Source organism: Pseudomonas sp. Tul2A7, assembly GCF_054790505.1.
In genome coordinates this window covers 1,847,561-1,869,527 of the sequence record NZ_CP186499.1, presented here as the reverse complement: position 1 = coordinate 1,869,527, position 21,967 = coordinate 1,847,561, and the positions used below count along the sequence as shown (strand labels likewise).

Annotated in this window: 18 protein-coding genes; 11 read left to right on the top strand and 7 right to left on the bottom strand. The window is 59.5% G+C overall.

Features of this window, described 5'->3' with window-relative positions; genetic code table 11:
- Window positions 1-22 precede the first annotated feature (22 nt).
- Window positions 23-703 (top strand): heavy metal response regulator transcription factor, encoded by a 681-nt coding sequence (locus tag ACOYXJ_RS08390; protein ID WP_038367211.1) that lies wholly within the window; start codon window positions 23-25, stop codon window positions 701-703.
- The gene (locus ACOYXJ_RS08385; RefSeq protein ID WP_460368907.1) at window positions 693-2,078 is read left to right on the top strand and encodes a heavy metal sensor histidine kinase; all 1,386 of its coding nucleotides are present in this window, start codon (window positions 693-695) and stop codon (window positions 2,076-2,078) included. The genes ACOYXJ_RS08390 and ACOYXJ_RS08385 overlap by 11 nt, the downstream gene beginning before the upstream one ends.
- 108 nt (window positions 2,079-2,186) lie before the next feature.
- On the opposite strand, the gene ACOYXJ_RS08380 is transcribed toward ACOYXJ_RS08385, so the two are convergent.
- Window positions 2,187-3,191, bottom strand: coding sequence for an AraC family transcriptional regulator (locus ACOYXJ_RS08380; RefSeq protein WP_460368905.1), 1,005 nt, complete (start codon window positions 3,189-3,191; stop codon window positions 2,187-2,189).
- Window positions 3,192-3,291: 100 nt separating this feature from the next.
- On the opposite strand from ACOYXJ_RS08380, the gene ACOYXJ_RS08375 reads away from it, so the two are divergent.
- Entirely contained in the window at window positions 3,292-4,362 is a 1,071-nt protein-coding gene (locus ACOYXJ_RS08375; protein WP_460368903.1) for a fatty acid desaturase, read from the top strand.
- Between the two features lie 201 nt (window positions 4,363-4,563).
- Here ACOYXJ_RS08375 and ACOYXJ_RS08370 read toward each other — a convergent pair whose 3' ends face one another.
- From ACOYXJ_RS08370 to ACOYXJ_RS08360, 3 genes are read right to left on the bottom strand one after another with little or no spacing between them, the layout of a single operon-like run.
- On the bottom strand, window positions 4,564-6,174 hold the full coding sequence (locus tag ACOYXJ_RS08370; protein WP_460368901.1) for an arylsulfatase: 1,611 nt from the start codon (window positions 6,172-6,174) through the stop codon (window positions 4,564-4,566).
- Window positions 6,175-6,188: 14 nt separating this feature from the next.
- On the bottom strand, window positions 6,189-7,004 hold the full coding sequence (locus tag ACOYXJ_RS08365) for an ABC transporter ATP-binding protein (RefSeq protein WP_016985205.1): 816 nt from the start codon (window positions 7,002-7,004) through the stop codon (window positions 6,189-6,191).
- Entirely contained in the window at window positions 7,001-8,599 is a 1,599-nt protein-coding gene (locus ACOYXJ_RS08360; protein ID WP_460368899.1) for an ABC transporter permease, read from the bottom strand. Before ACOYXJ_RS08360 ends, ACOYXJ_RS08365 begins: the two co-directional genes overlap by 4 nt.
- 389 nt (window positions 8,600-8,988) lie before the next feature.
- Between ACOYXJ_RS08360 and ACOYXJ_RS08355 the strand changes: the two genes are divergently transcribed.
- Window positions 8,989-10,002 carry an ABC transporter substrate-binding protein gene (locus ACOYXJ_RS08355; RefSeq protein ID WP_460368897.1) on the top strand — a complete coding sequence of 338 codons (1,014 nt, stop codon included), beginning with the start codon at window positions 8,989-8,991 and terminating at the stop codon, window positions 10,000-10,002.
- A 117-nt stretch (window positions 10,003-10,119) separates the two neighbouring features.
- Here the strand turns inward: ACOYXJ_RS08355 and ACOYXJ_RS08350 are convergent, their stop codons facing one another.
- On the bottom strand, window positions 10,120-11,040 hold the full coding sequence (locus tag ACOYXJ_RS08350; protein ID WP_007917649.1) for a LysR family transcriptional regulator: 921 nt from the start codon (window positions 11,038-11,040) through the stop codon (window positions 10,120-10,122).
- A 181-nt stretch (window positions 11,041-11,221) separates the two neighbouring features.
- Here ACOYXJ_RS08350 and ACOYXJ_RS08345 point away from each other — a divergent pair, with 181 nt between their 5' ends.
- On the top strand, window positions 11,222-12,130 hold the full coding sequence (locus tag ACOYXJ_RS08345; RefSeq protein ID WP_095113908.1) for a TauD/TfdA dioxygenase family protein: 909 nt from the start codon (window positions 11,222-11,224) through the stop codon (window positions 12,128-12,130).
- A gap of 167 nt (window positions 12,131-12,297) precedes the next feature.
- On the opposite strand, the gene ACOYXJ_RS08340 is transcribed toward ACOYXJ_RS08345, so the two are convergent.
- Window positions 12,298-13,914 (bottom strand): alkaline phosphatase family protein, encoded by a 1,617-nt coding sequence (locus ACOYXJ_RS08340; RefSeq protein ID WP_460368894.1) that lies wholly within the window; start codon window positions 13,912-13,914, stop codon window positions 12,298-12,300.
- Window positions 13,915-14,129: 215 nt separating this feature from the next.
- Window positions 14,130-15,074, bottom strand: coding sequence for a LysR family transcriptional regulator (locus tag ACOYXJ_RS08335; RefSeq protein WP_460368892.1), 945 nt, complete (start codon window positions 15,072-15,074; stop codon window positions 14,130-14,132).
- A 165-nt stretch (window positions 15,075-15,239) separates the two neighbouring features.
- Here ACOYXJ_RS08335 and ACOYXJ_RS08330 point away from each other — a divergent pair, with 165 nt between their 5' ends.
- The 6 genes from ACOYXJ_RS08330 (at window position 15,240) to ACOYXJ_RS08305 (ending at window position 21,849) form a co-directional block, all read left to right on the top strand.
- A complete protein-coding gene (locus ACOYXJ_RS08330) occupies window positions 15,240-17,600 on the top strand; it encodes a TonB-dependent receptor (RefSeq protein WP_460368890.1) in 2,361 nt (786 codons plus the stop codon).
- 23 nt (window positions 17,601-17,623) lie between these two features.
- Window positions 17,624-18,967, top strand: a complete 1,344-nt coding sequence (locus ACOYXJ_RS08325; RefSeq protein ID WP_460368888.1) for an aryl-sulfate sulfotransferase — start codon at window positions 17,624-17,626, stop codon at window positions 18,965-18,967.
- 189 nt (window positions 18,968-19,156) lie between these two features.
- Window positions 19,157-19,483 (top strand): hypothetical protein, encoded by a 327-nt coding sequence (locus ACOYXJ_RS08320; RefSeq protein WP_034151843.1) that lies wholly within the window; start codon window positions 19,157-19,159, stop codon window positions 19,481-19,483.
- A gap of 383 nt (window positions 19,484-19,866) precedes the next feature.
- A complete protein-coding gene (locus ACOYXJ_RS08315; RefSeq protein ID WP_007919146.1) occupies window positions 19,867-20,676 on the top strand; it encodes an energy transducer TonB in 810 nt (269 codons plus the stop codon).
- 44 nt (window positions 20,677-20,720) lie between these two features.
- Window positions 20,721-21,446, top strand: coding sequence for a MotA/TolQ/ExbB proton channel family protein (locus ACOYXJ_RS08310; RefSeq protein ID WP_460368886.1), 726 nt, complete (start codon window positions 20,721-20,723; stop codon window positions 21,444-21,446).
- Between the two features lies 1 nt (window position 21,447).
- Entirely contained in the window at window positions 21,448-21,849 is a 402-nt protein-coding gene (locus tag ACOYXJ_RS08305) for an ExbD/TolR family protein (protein WP_105708576.1), read from the top strand.
- Window positions 21,850-21,967: the final 118 nt, after the last annotated feature.

The following is a 21,967-nucleotide window of genomic DNA, read 5'->3' as shown; positions in this document are numbered from 1 at the left end:
GTCTGAATAATCGAGGTGTGCCATGCGTTTGCTGGTCGTAGAAGATGAAGCCAAAACCGCGAATTTCCTCGCCAAGGGCCTGGGCGAGTCGGGTTTTGCCGTGGACGTGGCGCTCAATGGCCTCGATGGGCGCTACTTTATCGAGCAACAGGAATATGACCTGATCATCCTCGACGTGATGCTCCCCGGCCTCAACGGCTGGCAATTGCTGCAACTGATCCGTCAGCGCGGCGCCACGCCGGTATTGTTCCTGACCGCCAAGGACGCCATCGAAGACCGCGTGCGCGGGCTCGAACTGGGCGCCGATGATTACCTGCTCAAACCCTTCGCCTTCGCCGAACTGCTCGCGCGGGTGCGCACGTTGTTGCGGCGCGGGCCGATGCGCGAAGCCGAGTCGTACACCATTGCCGATCTGGAAATCGATGTGCTGCGCCGCCGCGTCAGTCGCGGTGGCCAGCGCATTGCCCTGACCAACAAGGAGTTCGCCCTGCTGCAACTGCTCGCCAGTCGCCAGGGCGAAGTGCTCTCGCGCACGCTGATCGCCTCGCAGGTGTGGAACCTGAATTTCGACAGCGACACCAACATGGTCGAGGTTGCAGTGCGCCGTTTGCGCTCCAAGGTCGATGATCCCTACATGCCGAAACTGATCCACACCGTGCGCGGTGTCGGTTATCAACTGGAAGCGCCTGACGATGCGCTCTAGGTCGATCGCCTGGCGCCTGGCGCTGGCGTTCGCATTGGTTTGCGCCTTGGTGTTGAGTGCTATCGGCGTATTTCTCTACCGCTCGCTGGCCTCGGAAATCGCTTGGCGCGATGACCTCGCGTTGCTCGGTCGACTGGAACAGGTGCGCGCCTTGCTCGCCGACAGCGATAGCTTGGGCGCCTTGCAGGCACGGCCGCGGCTCTATCAGAACATGCTCGGCAATCTCGACAGCCTGCTACTGGTGCGCCGTGCCGATGGCTCCAGTGTGATCGCTATCAACCCGCGTCAGCGCGATCTGCCAACCCTCAACGCGATCCCCCGCGAGCAAACGCCGCAGCGCCGCGACGTGCTCACGTGGCAAGCGTCGGACGGTGCCGAGCTGGCGCTGTTGTCCGGTGAAGCGCAAGGTCCGAACGGTGAGCCGCTGACCGTCATCGCCGGCAAGGTACTGAGTGAACGCGAACAGATGCTCGCCAGTTACCGTTTGCGCCTTTATCTGGCCGTCGGCCTCGGCGCGTTGCTCGCCTTCGCTCTGGGCTTGCTGTTGCTGCGCCGGGGCCTGCAACCGTTACGGCAGTTGAGCGAAGCGGTGCGCGGCATCGATCTGCGCAGCCTCGACCAACGCTTGCCCGCCCATGGCACGCCCGCTGAACTGCTTGAACCGGTACAGGCGCTCAACGGCATGCTCGCGCGGCTGGACGACAGCGTGCAGCGTCTCTCGCAGTTTTCCGCCGACCTTGCCCATGAAATCCGCACGCCATTGCATACCTTGCTGGCGAGCAATGGGCAGGCGCTGAATCATCCGCGCAGCACCGAGGAGTATCAGGACGTGCTGGCGTCGAACATGGAAGAATTCGAGCGGCTCAAACGCATGGCGGAGAACTTGATGTTTCTTGCCCGCGCGGAGCAGGCCGAGAGGGCGCTTAATCTGCAAACGCTGGATTTACGCAGCATTGGCGGTGAACTGTGTGATTACTTTGAAGCCTTGGCCGATGACCGCGACGTGCGGCTGGACAATCAACTGCACGGCGAGTTGCTCGCCGATCAGCAGTTGCTGCAACGGGCGCTTGGCAATTTGCTGGCGAATGCCGTGCGTCATGCCGATCAAGGATCGGTGATCAGTCTGCGTCGCCGCGACGAGTCGGGTGAGTGCTGGTTGCAGGTGCACAACCAAGGCCCGGCCATTGCGCCGGAGCATCTAGGCAAACTGTTCGACCGTTTCTACCGTGTCGATCCTTCACGGGCGGAGCCGGGGGATTCGGGAGGACTGGGGTTGGCGATTGTGCAGTCGATCATGCTGTTGCATGGCGGGCGGGTGCGGGTGGACAGTGATGCTGACAGCACCGTTTTTGAGCTGGGTTTTGCGTTGAATTAAAGGGCCCCTTCGCGAGCAGGCTCGCTCCCACATTTGGAATGCGTTTCCCCTGTGGGAGCGAGCCTGCTCGCGAAGGCGCCGGATCTGACGACCCAGCGTTGGGATCAATCAGCGCAACCCATCACGAAACTGCCCCGGCGTCATCCCCGTCCAGCGCTTGAAGGCGCGGCTGAAGCTGCTGGTATCAGCGAACCCGAGCAGATAACTCACCTCACTCAACGAACACTGCGGATCGCGCAGATGCAGCAACGCCAGATTCTCGCGGCTCTCATTGAGCAACGTGTCGAAGCGACAACCCTCATCCGCCAGATGCCTTTGCAGGCTGCGCAAACTCAGGTGCAACGCCTGGGCAATCCGTTCGGCGCTTGGCTCACCTTCCGGCAGTTGTTCTTCAATGGCATCGCGCACCTTGCGCTCCCAGGTCAGCGGCTGGAGCTGAGCCATCGTGCGTTTGAGCACAGCCTCATTGTGTTCGGCGAGTTCCGGGTTGGCGTCGTCGAGGTGGCTGTCAAAGTCGGCGAGGGCAAACTCCAGACGATCCTCCGTACAACCAAAATGCACCGGTGCGCGGAAGACTTTGTGCCATTGGAGCGCATCGCTCGGCTCCGGGCGGCGCAGGTAAACCGCCAGCGGTGCGTAGTCGCGGCCAAGGCGATTGCGGCAGGTACGCACGTAGATCGCGGTGAAGGCATCAATGGCTTCGAAGGCTGGCGCCGGATTGCCTGACGGAATTTTCAGACGGAATTGGTAGCGGTCGTCGCCACGATTCAGCTCCAGTTCCAGCGCATCGCTGACCACCGGGTGATAGCGCACGATACGCTCGAACACCTCGCGCAAACTGCCACTGGCGACCAGCGCATAACCGAGGGCATGGAACGTGGTCGGGCTGACGAAGCGCGACACGCGCAGACCAATCGCCGGGTCGCCGCTGACTTGCACGGCAATTTCCCACAGGCGCGTGGTGCCGGACAGCGGATAGCGCGCGTTGGGGTCGTCCATCAAATTCGGGTCGAGCCCGGCCTGCTGGCACAGGGCAATGCTGTCCAGCCCCAGCGCATCGAGTTGTTTGCGCAAGGCACGGGTCCAGCTGGCGAGGGAGGTCGGTTCCTTCATGCTGATTGGCGCTTCCGGTCAACAGGTTGGCGTTCTCGGCTACCGCAATTGAAGCCTTGGCGAGGCACGATGCGAACATCATAAACCCGAGGATGGAAGCATGGACGGTACTTCTGCAAGTCCCCAGCGACACAATGCGGCCCAGCGATCAGCGCATATTCGCCAAGTGGTGCTGGCCAAAGGCATCAAACTGCGCGAGCGCTACCCGATTCTCAAGCATCAGGATGCGCTTGGGGCGGGGATTCTGGCCTTTGCCCTGATCGGGATGATCGGCTCGGCGGCGCTGTACATCAGCGGCCACATGGCGTGGTGGGTTTGTCTGTTGCTCAACGCGTTTTTTGCTTCGCTGACCCATGAGCTTGAGCACGACCTGATCCACAGCATGTATTTTCGCAAGCAGCGTGTGCCGCACAATTTGATGATGGCCCTGGTCTGGCTGGCGCGGCCGAGCACGATCAACCCGTGGATTCGTCGTCATCTGCACCTCAATCACCACAAGGTTTCCGGCACTGAAACCGACATGGAAGAGCGCGCGATCACCAACGGCGAGCCGTGGGGCTTTGCGCGGTTGTTGATGGTCGGCGACAACATGATGTCGGCCTTCATCCGCTTGCTGCGGGCGCCGACCTGGGCGCACAAGTGGAGCATTCTGAAACGGGTGTTCAAAGTCTATGCACCGCTGGCGCTGGTGCATTGGGGCGCGTGGTACGTGTTTCTCGGTTTTCACGCGGCCAATGGCATCGCATACCTGCTGGGCTCACCGATCGAGTGGTCAGCGACGACGTTGTCGGTGATGCAGGTGATCGATATCGCCGCGGTGGTGATCATCGGCCCGAACGTGTTGCGCACGTTTTGCCTGCACTTCATCAGTTCGAACATGCATTACTACGGGGATGTCGAACCGGGCAATGTGCTGCAGCAGTGTCAGGTGTTGAACCCTTGGTGGCTGTGGCCGTTGCAGGCGTTCTGCTTCAACTTTGGCAGCAGTCACGGGATTCATCATTTTGTCGTGAAGGAGCCGTTTTACATTCGCCAGATGACCGTGCCGGTGGCGCATAAGGTGATGCGTGAGATGGGGGTTAGGTTTAATGATTTTGGGACGTTTGGGCGGGCGAACCGGTTTGTTCGTCGGGATGAAGTTGCGGTGTCTGGGGAGGCGGTGGAGGTCTGACAGAAGGCGCCCTCACCCTAACCCTCTCCCAGAGGGAGAGGGGACTGATTGGGGGATATTGGGGAACTACGCCGACCTGAATGTTTTTCATCGAATCCATAATCGACCCAATTTTTCAGGTCGATGTATAGCGAAAGACACCTCGGTCAGTCCCCTCTCCCTCCGGGAGAGGGCTAGGGTGAGGGGCTTTTGACCTTCCCCTCAATCCGGCTGAAACGGCGATTCGCTGAGGATCACCCCGGTCTCCTCGACATACTGCTGCCAATGCCCAATCAACGCGCTGAGCTTCTCCGGCCGACTCACCGCCAGATCATGAATCTCCCCCGGATCACTGCTCAAATCGTACAGCTGCCAGGTCGCCGGCCCCACCGGCCCGGGAATCCACACCGCTTTCCACGACCCCTGTCGAATCGCCCGACGCCCGAACAATTCCCACCCCGTGACCGTGTGCTCGTCATGCACCTGCGCAGTCTCGCCGGACAAGAATCCCAACCACGATTTACCACGCAGCGGCGCCACCGGTTTGCCGTGCCAGAGCTTGCCTGGATGACGCACACCCGCCAGATCGAGAATCGTCGGTGTGATGTCCATCACCGTGCCGAAACCATGGCTGATCTGCCCTTTGATCGCCAATTGCGGATAGTGCAACAGCGCCGGCACGCGAATCCCGCCCTCGGTGGTGAACGCCTTGAACAGCCGCGACGGTGCGGTAGCCACCTGCGCCCAGTTCGGCCCGTACCAGACATAGGAGTTAGCCCGCCCAATGTTGTCGAGGCTGTTGTCGTAATGCTGGCTGAGATACGTCACCAGTTCCGGACCGAATTTGGGGAACGCTTCAAGCAGCGCGCCTTCGGCCCCGTTGTCGGACATGAACAGGATGAACGTATTGTCGAGCTGCCCCTGCTGGCGCAGATAATCGACAACCCGGCCAATGTTCCAGTCCATGCGCTCGACCATTGCCGCGTAGACCTCCATGGCCCGTGCGGAAATCTGTTTTTGCTCCTCGCTCAGCGCATCCCACTGCTGGGTCAACTGAATCAGCGGATGCGGTTCTACGTCCGGTTCAATCAGGCCGAGGGCTTTGAGTTTTTCCAGTCGCTCCAGGCGCAGTACTTCGGGGCCGGCGTCATAGCGGCCACGGTATTTCTCGACGATCTCGGCCGGCGCCTGCAACGGCCAGTGCGGCGCGGAGAACGGCAGGTAAGCGAAGAACGGCCGGGTTTGATCACGCTCCTTGAGGTATTGCAGCAACTTGTCGCCGAAGGCATCGGAGGAATAGAAATCCTTCGGCAATTCGTCGAGAAACTGGTCATCTTCGATGTACAGCGCCGGAGTGGATTTAAGCAGACCGGGCGTTTGCTCATCGTAGGTCGGCTCGAAACCGTAGTGGTTGGCCGCGCCCGGCAGCAGCGAAAACGAACGCTCGAAACCCCGCGCATGGGGCGCCAGTTCGGCCTTCAGACCGAGGTGCCATTTGCCGCTCATCAACGTTTGATAACCGGCCTCGCGCAGCAGCTCCGGCAGCGCCACCACGCGATCATTGAGGTAACCCTCATAACCCGGTTTGCCGATCAGTTCAGGCGTCAGTGTTTCGGCCATGGTGCCAATGCCGGCGATGTGATGGTCGGTGCCGGTGAGCAACATCGAGCGGGTCGGCGAACAGGTTGGTGCGGTATGAAAATCGGTGAGGCGCAGGCCATTGTTGGCCAGGGCATCGAGGTGCGGCGTGGCGATTTCGCCGCCGAACGCGCCGATGTCAGAGAAGCCTAGATCGTCGGCCAGAATCACCAGAAAATTGGGACGTTGCGGCATCGCAAAACTCCTGTTCAGCAGGCAATGAACGTCAGCGGCAGATCGCGGATCTGCACCGGTACGCTCGGTTGGTAATGGTCGTCACTGGTCAGCTCGTGCAGCAGCTCTTCACGCAACTGATGGAAGTCGAAACTGCTGCGCTGGCGCGGGTGCGGCAGGGCGATGTCGACCACTTGCTTGATCCGCCCCGGACGCGGCTCCATCACCACCACGCGGTCGGCGAGGAAGATCGCTTCTTCGACGTCATGGGTGACGAGGATCGTGGTGATTTTTGCGCGGTCGCGGATCGCCAACAGCTCGTCCTGCATCTGCTGGCGGGTCAGCGCATCGAGCGCGCCGAACGGTTCGTCGAGCAGCAGAATGCGCGGGCTGGCGACGAGGCCGCGAGCAATCGCCACACGCTGGGCCATGCCGCCGGAGAGCTGGTGCGGATAGGCGCGGGTGAAGTCGCGCAGGCCGACCAGCTCGATAAAGTCGTTGATCCGCTGTTGCTTCTGCGCCGCGCTCAGCGGCTCGTTGACCAGACCCAGGCCGATGTTGTCAGCGACGGTCAGCCACGGAAACAAGCGGTGCTCCTGAAAGACGATGCCGCGCTCGCCACCGATGCCGCTGACGGCTTTGCCGTCAACTGTGATCTGCCCGCGAAACTGCGTATCAAGACCCACCAGCAAACGCAGCAAGGTAGATTTGCCGCAACCGCTGGAGCCGACAATGGCGACGAACTCGCCCTCGGCGATGTCCAGGTTGAATTCGCGAATCGCCTCCAGTTCGAAACCGTCGACGTCAAAGGATTTGCCTACGTGGTTGAAGCTGACAATCGGTGCGTTCATGTGTGTCTCCAGCGGGTCGCGCGAATTTCCAGGCGTTGGCCAATGAGGTTGAGCAGGGCGCCAGTGAGGCCGACGAAAAGCATGCCGGCCATGATCAGGTCCATGCGCAGCAGTTGTTGTGCGCCGATCATCTGGCTGCCGATGCCGCCGTTGGACGGCATGAAGTATTCAGCGCCGATGGTGCCGAGCCAGGCGTAGATCAGGCTCAGTCTGAGGCCTGCAAAAATCCCCGGTGCGGCGCCCGGCAGTACCAGTCGACGCAGGCGTTGGCCGAGGCTCAGACGCAGCACTTGTGCAGCTTCATTGAGTTGTGGCGAGAGGTTGGCGACGCTGCGTTGCGTGGCGATGAACATCGGGAAGAACGCGGCAAGGGCGACGAACACCCACTTCGCCAATTCGCCGAGACCGAACCATGCGGTAAGCAGCGGCACCCAGGCGAAAATGGCGATCTGGCGGATAGCCGCGAGGGTCGGACCGAGCAGGCGTTCGCTGGTGCGCGACAAGCCCAGCAGCAAGCCGAGGGCGAAACCGAGTCCGCCGCCCAACAGCAAACCGCCGAGGGTGCGACCGAGGCTGAGCGCCATGCCGCTGATCAACGTGCCGTCCAGCAAACCGTCCCATGCCGTGTTCAAAACGGCCAACGGGCTGACCAGAATGTTGGCGTCGACCCACTGCAGTTCGTTCGCCAGTTGCCATAACGCCAGGAAGCCCAGCGACAGCAGCCACGGCTGCAGACGTTGCCAGCCTGCATAACGCGGGCCGCGGCGAATTTCAGCAGTGGCCGGGTGCGGCCAGTGCACCAGTTTCTTGTCCAGCAGGCCGATACCGCGATCCATCGCCACACCGATCAAACCGATCACCACGATGCAGACGAACACGATGTCGAGCATGAACAACTGCCGCGCCCAGACCATCAGGTAACCGATGCCTTCGCTGGAGGCCAGCAGTTCGACTGCCAGCAATGAGGTCCACCCTGCGGCCAGTGCCAGACGCACGCCAGCCATGAACGCGGGGAGGGCGGCGGGCAACACCAGGCGACGGATCAGCAGGGGTGGCGGCAAACGTAAAACAGCGGCGGCTTCGCGCAGTTTTGGTTGTGCATCTCTCACGCCGACCAGTGTGTGCAAGGTCACCGGCACCACGATCGCTTTGATCAGCACCACCAGTTTCAGCACTTCGCCGATGCCGAAAAACACCATGAACAGTGGAATCCACGCCAGCGTCGGTATCTGCGAAAGTCCGGCGAAGGTCGGGAAGATCAAACGTTCAAGACGACGACTGAATCCCAGCGCTGCACCGAGCACCGCCCCCGCCGAAATCCCGGCGAGCAAGCCCCAGAACAGTCGTTGCAGGCTTATCCACAAATGGCTCCATAACTCGCCTTGGGACAACTCGACAGCGCTGTTCCACACCAGCGACGGCGCAGGCAGGATCTGCTCACTCATCCACTCATTACGCGCGGCCAGCCACCACAGGGCGAACAGGCTGAGCGGCAGCAGCCACGGCAACAGGCGTTGGTTCACGCTTGGCCATGTACGGCGACTTTTCAGCGGCGGCGCGGGCAGGGGGAGACTGAGCAAGGATTGGCGGGCCATGGGTGACCTCCGTTGTCGGGTTGGCTCAAGATCAAAAGATCGCAGCCTTCGGCAGCTCCTACGGGGGAATGCGTCCTTGAATTGACCCCTGTAGGAGCTGCCGAAGGCTGCGATCTCTGCGGTATTAACTAAGAGCTAATGGTTATAAAAAATCTTTGATAAGTTGTTTTTAGAGATAAGCAGCGCCATTTAAGGCTTCCAGCCCACACGCATCCAATGCATTCGAAGAATATTTTCGATGCTGTTAATGCATACGCCGCTGCAAGCCGCGCCACTGCCCGCTTAGCGTTAAAAGATATAAAAATGTGCATTTATAGTATTTAAGTGCAGGTAGTCATTCGGCCTACTTTCGGCTCCTCAACGCCCGTCGTGATCAAGGAGCTGCACCCATGAACCTTCCCTTTAAACGTGTTTTCAGTCTGTTTGCCGTTCCTGCTCTGGCGGGCCTGTTGGCGTTCACCGCGCATGCCGACGAACTCAAGGAAATCAGAATCGCCGTGCCTGACCTGAGTGCCGGCACCCAACACAGCGGCGGTGGCGTGGTTGATGTGCTGCGCGATCAACAGATTTTTGAAAAGGCCTTCGCCGATCAGGGCATCAAGATTCAGTGGAGTTTCTTTAAAGGCGCGGGGCCGGTGATCAATGAGGCGTTTGCCAATGGTCAGGTTGATCTGGCGTATCTGGGCGATCTGGCGGCAATCATCGGCAAGTCCAATGGTCTGGATACGCGTTTGCTCAGCGCCAGTGCGCGTGGCGTGAAGCAGTATCTGGGGGTGGTGCCGGGTTCTGGGATCAAAACTTTGCAGGATCTCAAGGGCAAGCGCGTGGCGATCTTCCGTGGCACCGCCACGCAGTTGTCGTTTGATGCGGCGCTGGCCAGTCAGGGCTTGAGCGAGAAGGATCTGAAAGTCATCAATCTGGATTTCAACGCAGCGGTTGCAGCGCTGGCGGCGAAGCAGATCGATGCGTCATGGGGCAGCTCCGGGTTGACCGCATTGCAGGCCAAAGGTCTGGCCGAGCTACCGCTCAACACCAAGGATCTCGGCGGCGCAGGCAGCGTGCAGTCGGTATTGGTCGGCACGGGCAAGTTTGTCGACGCGCACCCGGAAGCGGTGGCGAAATTGCTCAAGGCACAGCAGCAGGCGGTTGAGTGGCTGACCGAGGACAGCAACAAGGCGGCTTACGTGCAACTGGTCTCGGGTTTGGCCAGTTATCCACCGCTGATCCTGACGCAGGATCTGCAGGATCAGAAATTGAGCGAAGTGTTCCCTTCGACGCTGGATCCGGTGTTCCTCGGCAGCTTGCAGGACAAGGTGGATCTGGCGGCGCAGCAGAAGCTGATTCGCAAGCCGTTCAAGGTCAACGACTGGGTGGCGCCTGAGCTGGCGGCGGCCAAACTCTAATGTACGCCGATCGTTCCCACGCTCTGCGTGGGAACGCATCAATGGACGCTCTGCGTCCGCTTTGGGACGCGGAGCGTCCCGGGCTGCATTCCCACGCAGAGCGTGGGAACGATCCCCTTAAACAGCGACGCTGACTTCCTGCCGATCCACCGCCACCAACGTCTCGATCATCGCCCGCGCCGCCGGCGACAAGCGAAACCCGGTACGACTGACAATCCCGCAGCGCGCATTCATGCTCTCCAGGTTCTGCGGCAGATTGCGCCAGTGCAGCAACACCAGCGAACCCTTGGCAATGTCCTCGACAAACGCCTCTTCCGTACCGACGCCAATCGCATTCGATTGCAGCACCACCTTCACCAGCGCCGGAAAATGCTCGGTCTCGATGGTCGGTGAAAAATCGATGCGCCCGCTGAGGTTGGCCAGCAGTTTACGAATGCCCGGCGGGATCAGCGTGGTCGCCAGCGGGTAGTCGAACATGTCGTTGGTCGACAGGCTTTCCTTGGCCAGCAACGGATGCCCCGGCCGGCAGAAAAATACCCCGCGCTTGGGTGTCAGCGCCTGGGTCTGGAAGTTCGGATCAGACTCGAAATGACGGATGTCGGCGATGAAGAATTCGATCTCTTCACGGCTCAACGCGCGGCTGAGTTTTTCCCAGTTATCCACCTGAAAACAGGTGCGCACTTTCGGGTGCGCGTTGATGAATTGCGCCACGGCGTCCGGTACCAGTTTCACCGCCGGTGCCGGGCCGCAACCGAAGTGCACTTCCCCGGCATCAAGCTTGGTCATCTGCGTCACCTCGGCACTGAGCAGCGCCGCGCCCTGCACCAGGCTCAGGGCGTGTTGCAGCACCACCTGGCCTTCGGGCGTGGGGCGCAGATCCTTGTTGCCGCGATCCACCAGCACGCAGCCGAACTCCTGCTCCAACCCCTGAATACTGCGACTGAACGCCGGTTGAGTGATGCCCATTGCGTCCGCCGCACGGACAAAACTGCGGTGTTCGTTGAGGGCGATGAAGTAACGCAACTGGCGAAGATCCATATGCTTTTCCGGCATCCTAAAAATAGCTCGAAGGCATTTGCGACGAGGGTTGCTAGAGGTTTTAAATGCAAGCTCTTATTCCGTCAACGAAGCATGTGAATATCTATTAGATGTAAATGGAATATAGATAGAGCGTTGTTTCGCTGCCGTCCAACCGTAAGCAGTCGATGAGGGCCTACCCATGAGCAATGCCGCACTCGCAGTAAAACCCGCTGTCCACGCGCTGGAAATTCATCCGGTGGCCGGTCGTATCGGCGCCGAGATTCGTGGCGTGCATTTGTCCGGTGAGCTGGACGCCGCCACCGTCGAAGCCATTCAGCAGGCGCTGGTTCAGTACAAAGTCGTGTTCTTCCGTGAACAGACCCAACTCGACGATCAGCGTCAGGAAGCTTTCGCTCATTTGCTCGGTGAGCCCGTAGCGCATCCGACCGTGCCGTCGCGTGAAGGCACGCGTTATCTGCTCGAACTGGACGGCGCTGAAGGCCAGCGCGCCAACTCCTGGCACACCGACGTGACCTTCGTCGACGCTTACCCGAAAGCCTCGATCCTGCGCTCCGTGGTGGCACCGGCATTCGGTGGCGACACGCTATGGGCCAACACCGCAACGGCGTACAACGGCTTGCCGACCGAGCTGCGTGAGCTGGCCGACAAACTGGTCGCCGTGCACAGCAACGAATACGACTACGCCAGCGCCAAGCCGGACGTCTCGGCAGAGAAGCTTGAACGCTATCGCAAGGTCTTCACCTCTACCGTTTACGAGACTGAGCACCCGGTGGTCCGCGTGCATCCGATCAGTGGCGAAAAGAGCTTGCTGCTGGGGCATTTCGTCAAACGCATCAAGGGTTATTCGCAGGCGGATTCGGCGCATCTGTTCGGGCTGTTGCAGAGCCATGTGATCCGCCAGGAAAACACCGTGCGCTGGCGCTGGAAGGCCGGTGATGTGGCGATCTGGGATAACCGTTCGACGCAGCATTATGCGATTGATGATTACGGGACTCAGGATCGGGTGGTGCGTCGGGTGACGCTCAAGGGTGAAGTGCCGGTGGGCGCGAATGGGCAGCGTAGTCAGACCATCAAGGGTCGTGACTGAAGATCAAGAGCCCTCACCCCAGCCCTCTCCCAGAGGGAGAGGGAGCCAATTGGGGGCTTTACGAGCCTGAGTTCAACCTTGATATTTCAGGTCGGCGTATAGCAAAAAAACAACTCGGTCAGTCCCCTCTCCCTCCGGGAGAGGGTTAGGGTGAGGGGCTCTTCCCGCTACCAAACACCAATCTGAACAACCTTCTCGGTCTCCGGCTCTCCATAACGAAACCGCTGCCCGCGCAAATCAATCTCCTGATGACTGATGGTCGTACGCCGCTTCAACCCGCGCACCCACTCAAACAAATACCCCGCATGTTCCTCGCGCACCGCCGCATACGCCGGGTCATCCCCCAGGTCGCGCAACTCCTGCGGATCATTGAGCAGATCAAACAACTGCGGTCGAAAGCCGTCGTACGCCAGGTATTTCCAGTGCTCGCTGCGCACCATGGTCATCCGGCAACGATCAATCGGCTGACCCAGACGCTCACGCGCCGGCGCCTGGAAGGCGTAGTCGTATTCGCTGATTGCATAGCGGCGCCAGTCCGGATGTTCACCGTGTAGAAGCGGGATCAACGAACGCCCTTCAAGCCGATGCTCTGCTCCCGGCAATCCCAATGCCTGAAGAAACGTCGGCAACGCATCGATGGTTTCTGTCAGTCGATCATCCACCGTTCCGCGCGTGACATCTGCCGCCACCCGAGGGTCGCGCACGATCAACGGCACACCTACCGCCTGCTCCAGCAAAAACTCCTTCTCGCCGAGCCAGTGATCACCGAGAAAGTCGCCGTGATCGCTGGTGAACACGATCAACGTGTCATCCCAGCGACCGTTGCTCTGCAGAAAATCGAACAGCCGTCCGAGTTGATCATCCACCTGCTTGATCAGGCCCATATACGTAGGGATTACAGTCAATCGTACTGAATCGCGGGAAAAGTTGAGGCTTTCCTCATGCTGGCGAAACGCAGTGTATACGGGGTGTTTGCTGGCTTCGGAGGGCGTCGCGCGGACCGCTTCGAGAATCGATTTCGTACTGTACAAGGCGTGGTACGGTGCCGGTACGATGTAGGGCCAGTGCGGTTTGATATAGGAAAGGTGTAAACACCACGATTTCTCGCCTTGCTCGGTGATGAAGTCGATGGCTCGATTTGTAGTGTAGACAGTCTCTGAGTGTTGCTCGGGAATTCGTGCTGGCAAATTCGCATGACGCATTTTCCAGCCGCTGAGGATTTCGCCGTTTTCGCCTTCGGCGGCATTGGCCCAGTCGTGCCAGGGGTTTTTGCCGTCGAAGCCGTGTTCACGCAGGTAATGGGTGTAGGGCGCGGATTCGCGTTTGTCGTCGAACAGCGGGTCGTCGGGGTAGATGCCGTCGTGGCGCATGTAGGGTTCGAAACCGACTTCGTTGAGGATTTCGGCTTGCTCGCTTTCGGGATTGATCGCCAGGCGTTGCAAGGCATCGACATTCGCCGTGGCGTGGGTCTTGCCGACCAGTGCGGTACGAATGCCGTGGGGGCGCAGGTAATCGCCGATGGTCAGTTCTTCCAGCGGCAGCGGCACGGCGTTCCACGCCACTTGATGGCTGCTGACATAACGTCCGGTGTAGGCCGACATCCGCGACGGTCCGCAGATCGTGCCTTGGGTGTAGGCGCGGCTGAAACGTACGCCGGCAGCGGCGAGGCGATCGATGTTTGGCGTGTACAGATGCGGATGGCCGTAGCAGGACAGGTAATCGCGGCGCAGTTGATCGCACATGATGTACAGCACATTGCGTACGGGGTTTGGCGGGGTGTGCATGGGGTTCACCGGTCAATGGGACAGGCGAGGTATTTCGCTAGGCGTGAGGGTGTTCGGCAAGTGCATTTGGGGAATGGGTTTTATGCAGGAAATGCATCGTTGCCTGTGCTGGCCTCTTCGCGAGCAGGCTCGCTCCCACAATGGATTGTGGTGAATGCAGCATGTGTGATCGCCACTAACCCTGTGGGAGCGAGCCTGCTCGCGAAAGCGTCCTGTCAGACAGCAAAATTCTCCAGTGAACAGACTTCCTCATCCACCGCATCAATCGCCTTGATCTGCTCAATCATCGCCTCGGCCAACGGCGACAATCGATACCCCGCACGACTGACAATCCCATAGCGGGTGTACAGCTCCTCAAGATCATCGGCCAACCCTTCAATGCGCAAACACACCAGCTCACCCTTGGCCTGATGCAGCGCATCGGAATACGCCCCGATAATCCCGATCGCATCCGAGCGCAGCACCACACTGAGCAGACTCGAGCTGTTTTCACATTCCACATTCGGGGTGAAGTCCGGCCGACCACTGAGGTCAACGATGACCTTGCGCAAGTTTGGCGGCCGAATACTCACCGCCAGCGGATAGCTCATCAACTGCTCGGCGCTGACCTTGTCGAAAGCCGCCAGCGGATGCCCTGCGCGGCAACAGAAATGCCACTTACGCGGCCGCAACCGATGCGTCAGATAATCCGGATCCGCCTCGAAGTAACGTGTATCCGCGACGAAGAACTCGAACTCCTCGCTCATCAGTCGCTTGCTCAGGCTCTGCCAGTCATCGACCTGAAACTGCACCCGCGCTTTCGGGTAGCGCCCGATGAAGCTGCCAATCGCCCGAGGGATCAAACCCGCCGCCGGTGCCGGCCCACAACCGAAGCGCAATTCCCCAGCCTCCAGGCCATTGAACTGGCTGATCTCGTTGGCCATCTGCTGCGCGCCACTGACCAGTCGCCGCGCGTGCTCAAGCAGGACCTGGCCCTGTTTGGTCGGCGGTAATTCCTTGCGCCCGCGATCGACCAACTGGCAGCCGACGCTGTGTTCCAGCGCCTGAATGCTGCGGCTGAACGCCGACTGCGACAGGTTCACCGCCTGCGCGCCGGCGACGAAGCTGCGTTGTTCAGCCAAGGCGATGAAGTGACGAAGTTGGCGCAAGTCGATATGCATTTTTCACATAAAAAATATCCGGGAAATGCATTGGATATGCATTAGGTCGACTCCTTATAAAGGCAATCTCTTATGCAGTAAATATTTGTAAATCCATAAATAAATAACTTAAAAGAATATGCAGCGCTGAAGATGTCTGTGTGTTTTTTGACCAGGAGCCGCGCCATGAGTCCGTTGAACCTTGCGTCACCCTTAACGCCACGACGGCTCAAACGCCTGCCTCTGGCCCTGTTGCTGGCAGGGAGCGCGAGCTGGACTCACGGCTACGCCGCCGATGCTGAAACCCCGGCGCCAGTGCCGGCCGGCAAGCCTGCCGCCAACAGTTCGCAACTGGAAACCGTGACCGTCACCACCCGCCGTCGCGAGGAAAGTTCGCAGGACGTACCGACGCCAATGAGCGTGGTCAGCGGGCAGAATCTGGAGACGCAGCGGGTTTACCGGATTCAGGATTTGCAGCAATTGGTGCCCAGCGTCAACGTCGCCTACATGCACGCACGCCAGTCCAGCGTTTCGATCCGCGGTCTGGGTAATAACCCGGCCAGCGATGGCCTGGAAGGCAGCGTCGGCTTGTACATCGATAACGTCTATCTGGGCCGCCCGGGGATGGCGGTGTTTGACTTGATGGACATCGAACAGCTCGAAGTCTTGCGGGGGCCGCAGGGCACGCTGTTCGGCAAAAACACCACCGCCGGAGTGATCAACATCAGCACCCGCGCGCCAACCTTCACGCCTGAGCGCAGCATCGAAACCTCGGTCGGCGAGGACGGTTATTTCCAGACCAAGGGCACGATTTCCGGGCCGCTCAACGATCAACTGGCCGGGCGCTTTTCGGCCTACCGCACGCGCAGTGACGGCGACATCAAAAACGAATACGACGGCCATGATTTGAATGGCGGCTCGCGCGAGGGCTTCCGCGCGCAACTGCTGTTCAAGCCCAATGAAGATTTCAACCTGCGCTGGATCGGCGATTACAACGAAGAGGATTCCAGCGCCGGCACCCGCGTGTTGTACAACACCGGGCCGACCATCAACGGCGTCAACCTGTACCAATCGCGGGCCAACGCAGCCGGCGCAACACTGGTCAACGGCTCGCACCGCAAGGTCAATCTGGACAACGACCAGCATGTCACCGTGCATCAGGGCGGCACGTCGGTGGAGGCCAACTGGACGCTGCCGAGCGACTTCACACTGACCTCGATCAGCTCCTATCGCTTCTGGAATTTCACCCCGCGCAACGACGACGGTCTCAACGTGCCAGCGAGTTATAACGCCGGGGTGTCGGTGGAAGAGAAACAGTACTCGCAGGAATTTCGCTTGGCCTCGCCCAAGGGTGAGTTCTTCGATTACGTCGTCGGCGCCTACTACTTCGGTTCGGATCTGGACAATAAATCCTTCGCCTATTACGGCCCGCAAGCCGATATCTGGAATGGCACCCCAGCGGGCGCGCTGGCTAATGTCACCAGCGTCGGCAACGGCCATATCAAGACCGACAGTTTTGCGCTGTTCGCCCAAGGCACCTGGCACCTCACCGAGCGACTGGACTTCACCGCCGGGGTGCGTGGCACGTATGAAGAAAAATCCGCTTGGGTCACGCGCAATGCCCCGGTCGGCGGTGCGGCGGTCACGGGGGCGGCGGCCACCGCGCGACGCGGTCGTGCCGGCGCTTACGATTCCGGCGACTTGAATCAGTACAGCTCCAGTCCGTCCGGGCTGCTCAACCTCAGCTACCGGATCACCGACGATGTGCTCGGCTACGCCACGTTATCCCACGGCGAGAAATCCGGCGGGGTCAACCTCGCCGTCGGTTCCGCTCCGGTGGCCGGCGCCGATTCGCTGCTGATCGGCACCGAACGTGCGAACAACGCCGAACTCGGCTTCAAGAGCACGCTGTGGGACCACCGTCTGCAGCTCAACGCCAACGTCTTCTGGACCCAGGTCAACGCTTACCAGACCAATGCCTACGACGCGGAAAATCGCGTGCAGTACCTGACCAACGCCGGCTCCGTGCGTTCGCGCGGGGTCGAGTTCGAAAGCACGGTGATCCCGCTGCGCGGCCTGACCCTGAACATCAACGGCTCCTACAACGACGTCAGCTACCTCTCGTACAAAGATGCCCCGTGCCCGCCGGAAGTCAGCCAGGCGCCGGGCGCTCCAGCCTCCTGCGATCTCAGCGGGCATCAAGTGGTCGGCGCCTCGAAATGGATCGGTAACGCCAACGGCGAATACAAATGGAATCTGGATAACGGCTTTGAACCTTACGTCACCGCGAGCTATGCATTCCGTTCGAAAGCCGTCGGTACGGTCGAGGATTCCGACTACGGCCAGATCCCGAGTTACGCCGTGGTCAACTTTTCCACCGGCCTGCGCGGCGACTTCAACCAAGGTCAGTGGGACGTGTCGCTGTGGTTGAAAAACGCCTTCGACAAAACCTATTACACGACCCTGTGGACGGGCGGCAACGGCGGCTATGAAGGCCTGCTCGGCACACCGCGCACCCTCGGTGTCACCGGTCGCTACGACTTCTGATTCGTCACTCAAGGAGCTGCATCATGTTGCGTATCAAAACCGCTTTGCCGGTGTTGCTGTCCGGCGCAGTGCTCAGTGCCGGTGCCTTCGCTGCGCCGAGTGTTTACCCGACGGGTGTTACTCGTTACGACCCGACCAAGGCGTTCAACCAGTACGTTATTTTCAGCGGTGCGGACAAACAGACGCACCTGATCGACATGAACGGCAACGAGGTGAAAACCTGGCCACAGGCAGGTTTCCCGTCAGCGATCATCGATCCAAAACTGGTCGGCGGCGAGCGCGGCCATGTGCTGCTGCAATTGAGTGAAAAGGATCCCGGCAAACTCGGTTCGGCCGGCAATGGTCTGGGCAATCAGAGCATCGGTGAGCTGGACTGGAGCGGCAAAGTCGTCTGGCAGTGGGGCGACAAGGCGCCCGGTGCCGCGGCACAACAGCACCATGATCAGCGCCGTTTGAGCAACGGCAACACCGTGGTGCTGGCGAACAAGGTGCACAAGGTCAAAGGCTTCAAAGTGCCCGAGGTGATCGACGATGCGATCTATGAAGTCAGCCCCGAAGGCGCGGTGAAATGGCAGTGGCTGGCCTCGGAACATCTCAATGAATTTGGCTTCACCACCGAACAATTGAAACTGGTACGCGCCACTGAAAATCCGGATTACCTGCACATCAACAACCTCACCCTGGTCGGGCCGAACAAGTGGTTTGATGCCGGTGACAAGCGCTTCAATCCGGACAACCTGTTGATCGATTCACGCAACGCCAACTTCATCGCGATCATCGATAAAAACAGCGGCAAAGTGGTCTGGCGTCTTGGCCCGAATTTGCCGCTGATCAACCCGAAAACCGCGCAGAAATTGCCGCGTCCGGTGGATCAGTTTGTCGGTCAGCATGATGCGCACATCATTCCGGCAGGATTGCCAGGAGCCGGTAACTTGCTGGTGTTCGATAACCAGGGATCGGCGGGTTATCCGAACGTCACCCTCGGGCTGATTTCCGGCTCGCGGGTATTGGAAATCGACCCGGTGAAAAGCGAGATCGTCTGGCAGTACAGCGCAGCCAATTCGAAGCAACCGGGGTGGGCGTTCTACAGCTCGTTTATCAGCAGTGCGCGACGCTTGCCCAATGGCAACACGTTGATCGACGAAGGCATGAATGGACGGTTTTTCCAAGTGACAGCCAGCGGTGAAAACGTCTGGGAATACGTCAGCCCCTATCTCGGCAAGGCGCCGGGCAGCGACGCGATCAGCAACTGGGTGTATCGGGCACTGCCTGTGAGTTATGACTGGGTGCCAACGGGTACGCCACGCTCCGAGACAGCGGTTAATGCACCGGTTGTCGGTGTGCAGCAAACCAATGCCAGTCGTTAGTTGAATTGGTATTAATGTTCAAATAAACGGCGATAAGTTATGCGCGAGTTGAATGGTGCTTATTGCAATTTCGTTAGTCAGTGGCGTGGACAATAGTTGAATGTCCAACCATCCTGACTGTCGTGAGTTTCCAGGAGGAAACTTGCTCTCATCGGAAGACACTTATCCAACGATAAAGGAAATCTCGTTATGTCGAGCATTAATGGCAATTATGTAAACGCTAACGCTGGCGCCAAACTGACGATTACCGATGGCAACGATTCCAACGGCACCTTCAGCGGTAAATTCAGCCAGAACGGCGTGAATTATGACATTGCTTACGGCCACTACCATTTCCAGAACAGCACCGGGCAGCCTACGATCATCACGTTCACGGCTCTGAATGATGGCACTGGCTATCAGTCCTGGACACTGTTCTCGCCAGATCACAATTACTCGAAAGTTCGTGCGGTTGGCTCGCGCACCAACTTCGATGGGGATGTTGTTGGCGTGGCAGGAGAGTTCGTCAAACAATAAAAGCTGATTAAACAAAAAGGCCGGCACACGACAGTGTGCCGGCCTTTTTGTTTGTTTTTTTGGAAAGATAATAATCAACTATCTAGTTGGTATTAGTTGTCCAGCAAAACCGGGTCAGCCAAATTCGATGCGTTGAATGAATACTTTCAATGCCTGAAAAGCATGCGCTATTTCACGCATCGCTGCAGCCCGCGTGGCGCGTGGCTTTGGCAGAATTGATCAATTTATATATTCCATAAAGACCTATGCATAACGTTAAAGATTACTTTCGGAGATAAGCGTCAAGCCCAATGATTCACCCATCGATACGCCGTGGGGGATTCAACAAACGGTCGATCGGCAGTTTTTGTAGAGAACGCAAAAAGACCGCAGGGAGTGAATCAATGGGCAATGTCCAGACCGCCGCCAGCGCAGAGGAATTGCTGTGGCGTCAGACGCCGGGTGGCGAATTGGTCGATCTCGGCCGGCCGCATCGTGTGCCGCTGGGGCAGTTGCGGTTGCAGCGTGCACCCAAGGGCATTCTGAGTCGGCGCGAAACTATTCTGCTCGGCGTGCTTGCGCTGGTGGTGCATGGCGCGGTGATCTATTGGATCAGCCAGAAGCCGACGCCGGTGCTGCCGATCGTGCCGCCGGAAATTCCGCCGATGACCATCGAGTTCTCGCGCCCGGCACCGCCAGCGCCACCGGTTGTCGAGCCACCGCCGCCCGCGCCTGTGGTTGAGCCGCCACCACCCGTGGAAGACGAGCTGGCGGTAAAACCGCCGCCGCCCAAACCGGTTCCGAAACCCAAACCGGTGGTTAAACAGGCGCCCAAACCAGCGCCGAAAGCGGTCGAGCAACCACCGGCGCCGCCACAACCGGCCGCTCCGGTTGCAGCGCCAGCGCCACCTGCTCCCCCCGCGCCGGCACCGGTAACCCCGGCATCAGCGAATGCTGCGTACCTGAAAAACCCGGCACCGGAATATCCGTCGCTGGCTCAGCGTCGCGGTTGGGAAGGCACGGTGTTGCTGCGCGTGCATGTGTTGGCCAGCGGCAAACCGGGTGAGATCCAGATAGCTAAAAGCAGCGGCCGGCAACAGCTCGACGACGCGGCGCTGAATGCCGTGAAGCGTTGGAGTTTCGTGCCGGCCAAGCAGGGTGATGTCGCCCAGGACGGCTGGGTCAGCGTGCCCATCGATTTCAAGATTCATTAAACCGAAACCAAATTCGCGCGAAACGTTTACACGAGGAATACATCATGACGTTACTGGCATCTCCACTGGAATCCATCGAAAGCGCGGTGATCTGGCTGCTGGTGGTTTTTTCCGTCGCCACCTGGGGCCTGGCATTGCTCAAGGCTGTGCAGTTCGGGCGTCTGAAGGCGCAGGATCGGCGTTTTCATAAACGTTTCTGGGCGGCGTCGAGTCTCGACTCCGCTGCTGAATTGAGCGAAACCCAACCCGGCGCCGCCGCACGAGTAGCGCAGGCCGGTTACGCAGCGATTCAAGTGGGTGAGGCGCCACAGGCCAATGATTTGAGCCAGGCGATCAACCATCAGGATCGACTGGAGCGCGCCTTGCGTCAGCAAATTGTCCGCGAACGCCGTTCGCTGGAAACAGGCCTGGCAGTGGTCGCCAGTATTGGCAGTACGTCGCCGTTCATTGGTTTGTTCGGCACGGTGTGGGGAATCATGGAAGCGTTGAAAGGCATCAGCGCGGCCGGTTCGGCGAGCCTGGAAACGGTGGCCGGGCCGATCGGTGCGGCACTGGTCGCCACGGGTGTGGGGATCGCCGTCGCGGTGCCGGCCGTGCTGGTTTACAACTACTTTTTGCGTCGGTTGAAACTGACGGCGGCGGATCTCGATGATTTCGCCCACGACTTCTACAGCCTGGCGCAGAAGAGTGCGTTCCGCGTGTTGATCCACCCGACCGCGCACAAGATCGCCGCGCCGGGCAACGCAGCAAAAGTGAAGGAGGCGTCCTGATATGGCCTTCTCCACGCAAGACAGTGATGAGGTACTCAGCGAGATCAACGTGACGCCGCTGGTGGACGTGATGCTGGTGCTGCTGGTGGTGTTTATCGTCACCGCGCCGCTGCTGACCAATGCGATCCCGATCAACCTGCCGAAGACCGAAGCGGTGGCGCCGGTCGAGCAGAAGGACCCGCTGGTGGTGAGCATCGATGGCGCGGGCAAACTGTTTATCAACAAGGATGAGATTCAAGCGGACTTGCTGGAATTCAACCTCAAGTCGGCCAAGGCCAAGGACCCGGAAGTGCGCGTGCAGTTGCAGGCCGATGACGGGGTGAACTACGGCGAAGTGGCGCGGGCGATGGCTTCGATTGAACGAGCGGGGATTACCAAGTTGTCGGTGATTACTGCGCGGTAACAGATTCAACGTTTTTCCGGGGCCGTCTCCTTGGCAGGGTGCGGCCCTTTTTTTATTTCTGGCATTAGAAGCAAAGCCCCTCACCCTAGCCCTCTTCCAGAGGGAGAGGGGACTGATC

Excerpts from the sequence above, each read along its gene's own strand:
- ACOYXJ_RS08355 (WP_460368897.1), top strand. The coding sequence starts at position 8,989 with ATGAACCTTCCCTTTAAACGTGTTTTCAGTCTGTTTGCCGTTCCTGCT.
- ACOYXJ_RS08305 (WP_105708576.1), top strand. The coding sequence starts at position 21,448 with ATGGCCTTCTCCACGCAAGACAGTGATGAGGTACTCAGCGAGATCAAC.
- ACOYXJ_RS08375 (WP_460368903.1), top strand. The coding sequence starts at position 3,292 with ATGGACGGTACTTCTGCAAGTCCCCAGCGACACAATGCGGCCCAGCGA.
- ACOYXJ_RS08335 (WP_460368892.1), bottom strand. The coding sequence starts at position 15,074 with ATGCATATCGACTTGCGCCAACTTCGTCACTTCATCGCCTTGGCTGAA.
- ACOYXJ_RS08320 (WP_034151843.1), top strand. The coding sequence starts at position 19,157 with ATGTCGAGCATTAATGGCAATTATGTAAACGCTAACGCTGGCGCCAAA.
- ACOYXJ_RS08360 (WP_460368899.1), bottom strand. The coding sequence starts at position 8,599 with ATGGCCCGCCAATCCTTGCTCAGTCTCCCCCTGCCCGCGCCGCCGCTG.
- ACOYXJ_RS08365 (WP_016985205.1), bottom strand. The coding sequence starts at position 7,004 with ATGAACGCACCGATTGTCAGCTTCAACCACGTAGGCAAATCCTTTGAC.
- ACOYXJ_RS08330 (WP_460368890.1), top strand. The coding sequence starts at position 15,240 with ATGAGTCCGTTGAACCTTGCGTCACCCTTAACGCCACGACGGCTCAAA.
- ACOYXJ_RS08380 (WP_460368905.1), bottom strand. The coding sequence starts at position 3,191 with ATGAAGGAACCGACCTCCCTCGCCAGCTGGACCCGTGCCTTGCGCAAA.
- ACOYXJ_RS08370 (WP_460368901.1), bottom strand. The coding sequence starts at position 6,174 with ATGCCGCAACGTCCCAATTTTCTGGTGATTCTGGCCGACGATCTAGGC.
- ACOYXJ_RS08390 (WP_038367211.1), top strand. The coding sequence starts at position 23 with ATGCGTTTGCTGGTCGTAGAAGATGAAGCCAAAACCGCGAATTTCCTC.
- ACOYXJ_RS08345 (WP_095113908.1), top strand. The coding sequence starts at position 11,222 with ATGAGCAATGCCGCACTCGCAGTAAAACCCGCTGTCCACGCGCTGGAA.
- ACOYXJ_RS08310 (WP_460368886.1), top strand. The coding sequence starts at position 20,721 with ATGACGTTACTGGCATCTCCACTGGAATCCATCGAAAGCGCGGTGATC.
- ACOYXJ_RS08315 (WP_007919146.1), top strand. The coding sequence starts at position 19,867 with ATGGGCAATGTCCAGACCGCCGCCAGCGCAGAGGAATTGCTGTGGCGT.
- ACOYXJ_RS08325 (WP_460368888.1), top strand. The coding sequence starts at position 17,624 with ATGTTGCGTATCAAAACCGCTTTGCCGGTGTTGCTGTCCGGCGCAGTG.
- ACOYXJ_RS08385 (WP_460368907.1), top strand. The coding sequence starts at position 693 with ATGCGCTCTAGGTCGATCGCCTGGCGCCTGGCGCTGGCGTTCGCATTG.
- ACOYXJ_RS08350 (WP_007917649.1), bottom strand. The coding sequence starts at position 11,040 with ATGGATCTTCGCCAGTTGCGTTACTTCATCGCCCTCAACGAACACCGC.
- ACOYXJ_RS08340 (WP_460368894.1), bottom strand. The coding sequence starts at position 13,914 with ATGCACACCCCGCCAAACCCCGTACGCAATGTGCTGTACATCATGTGC.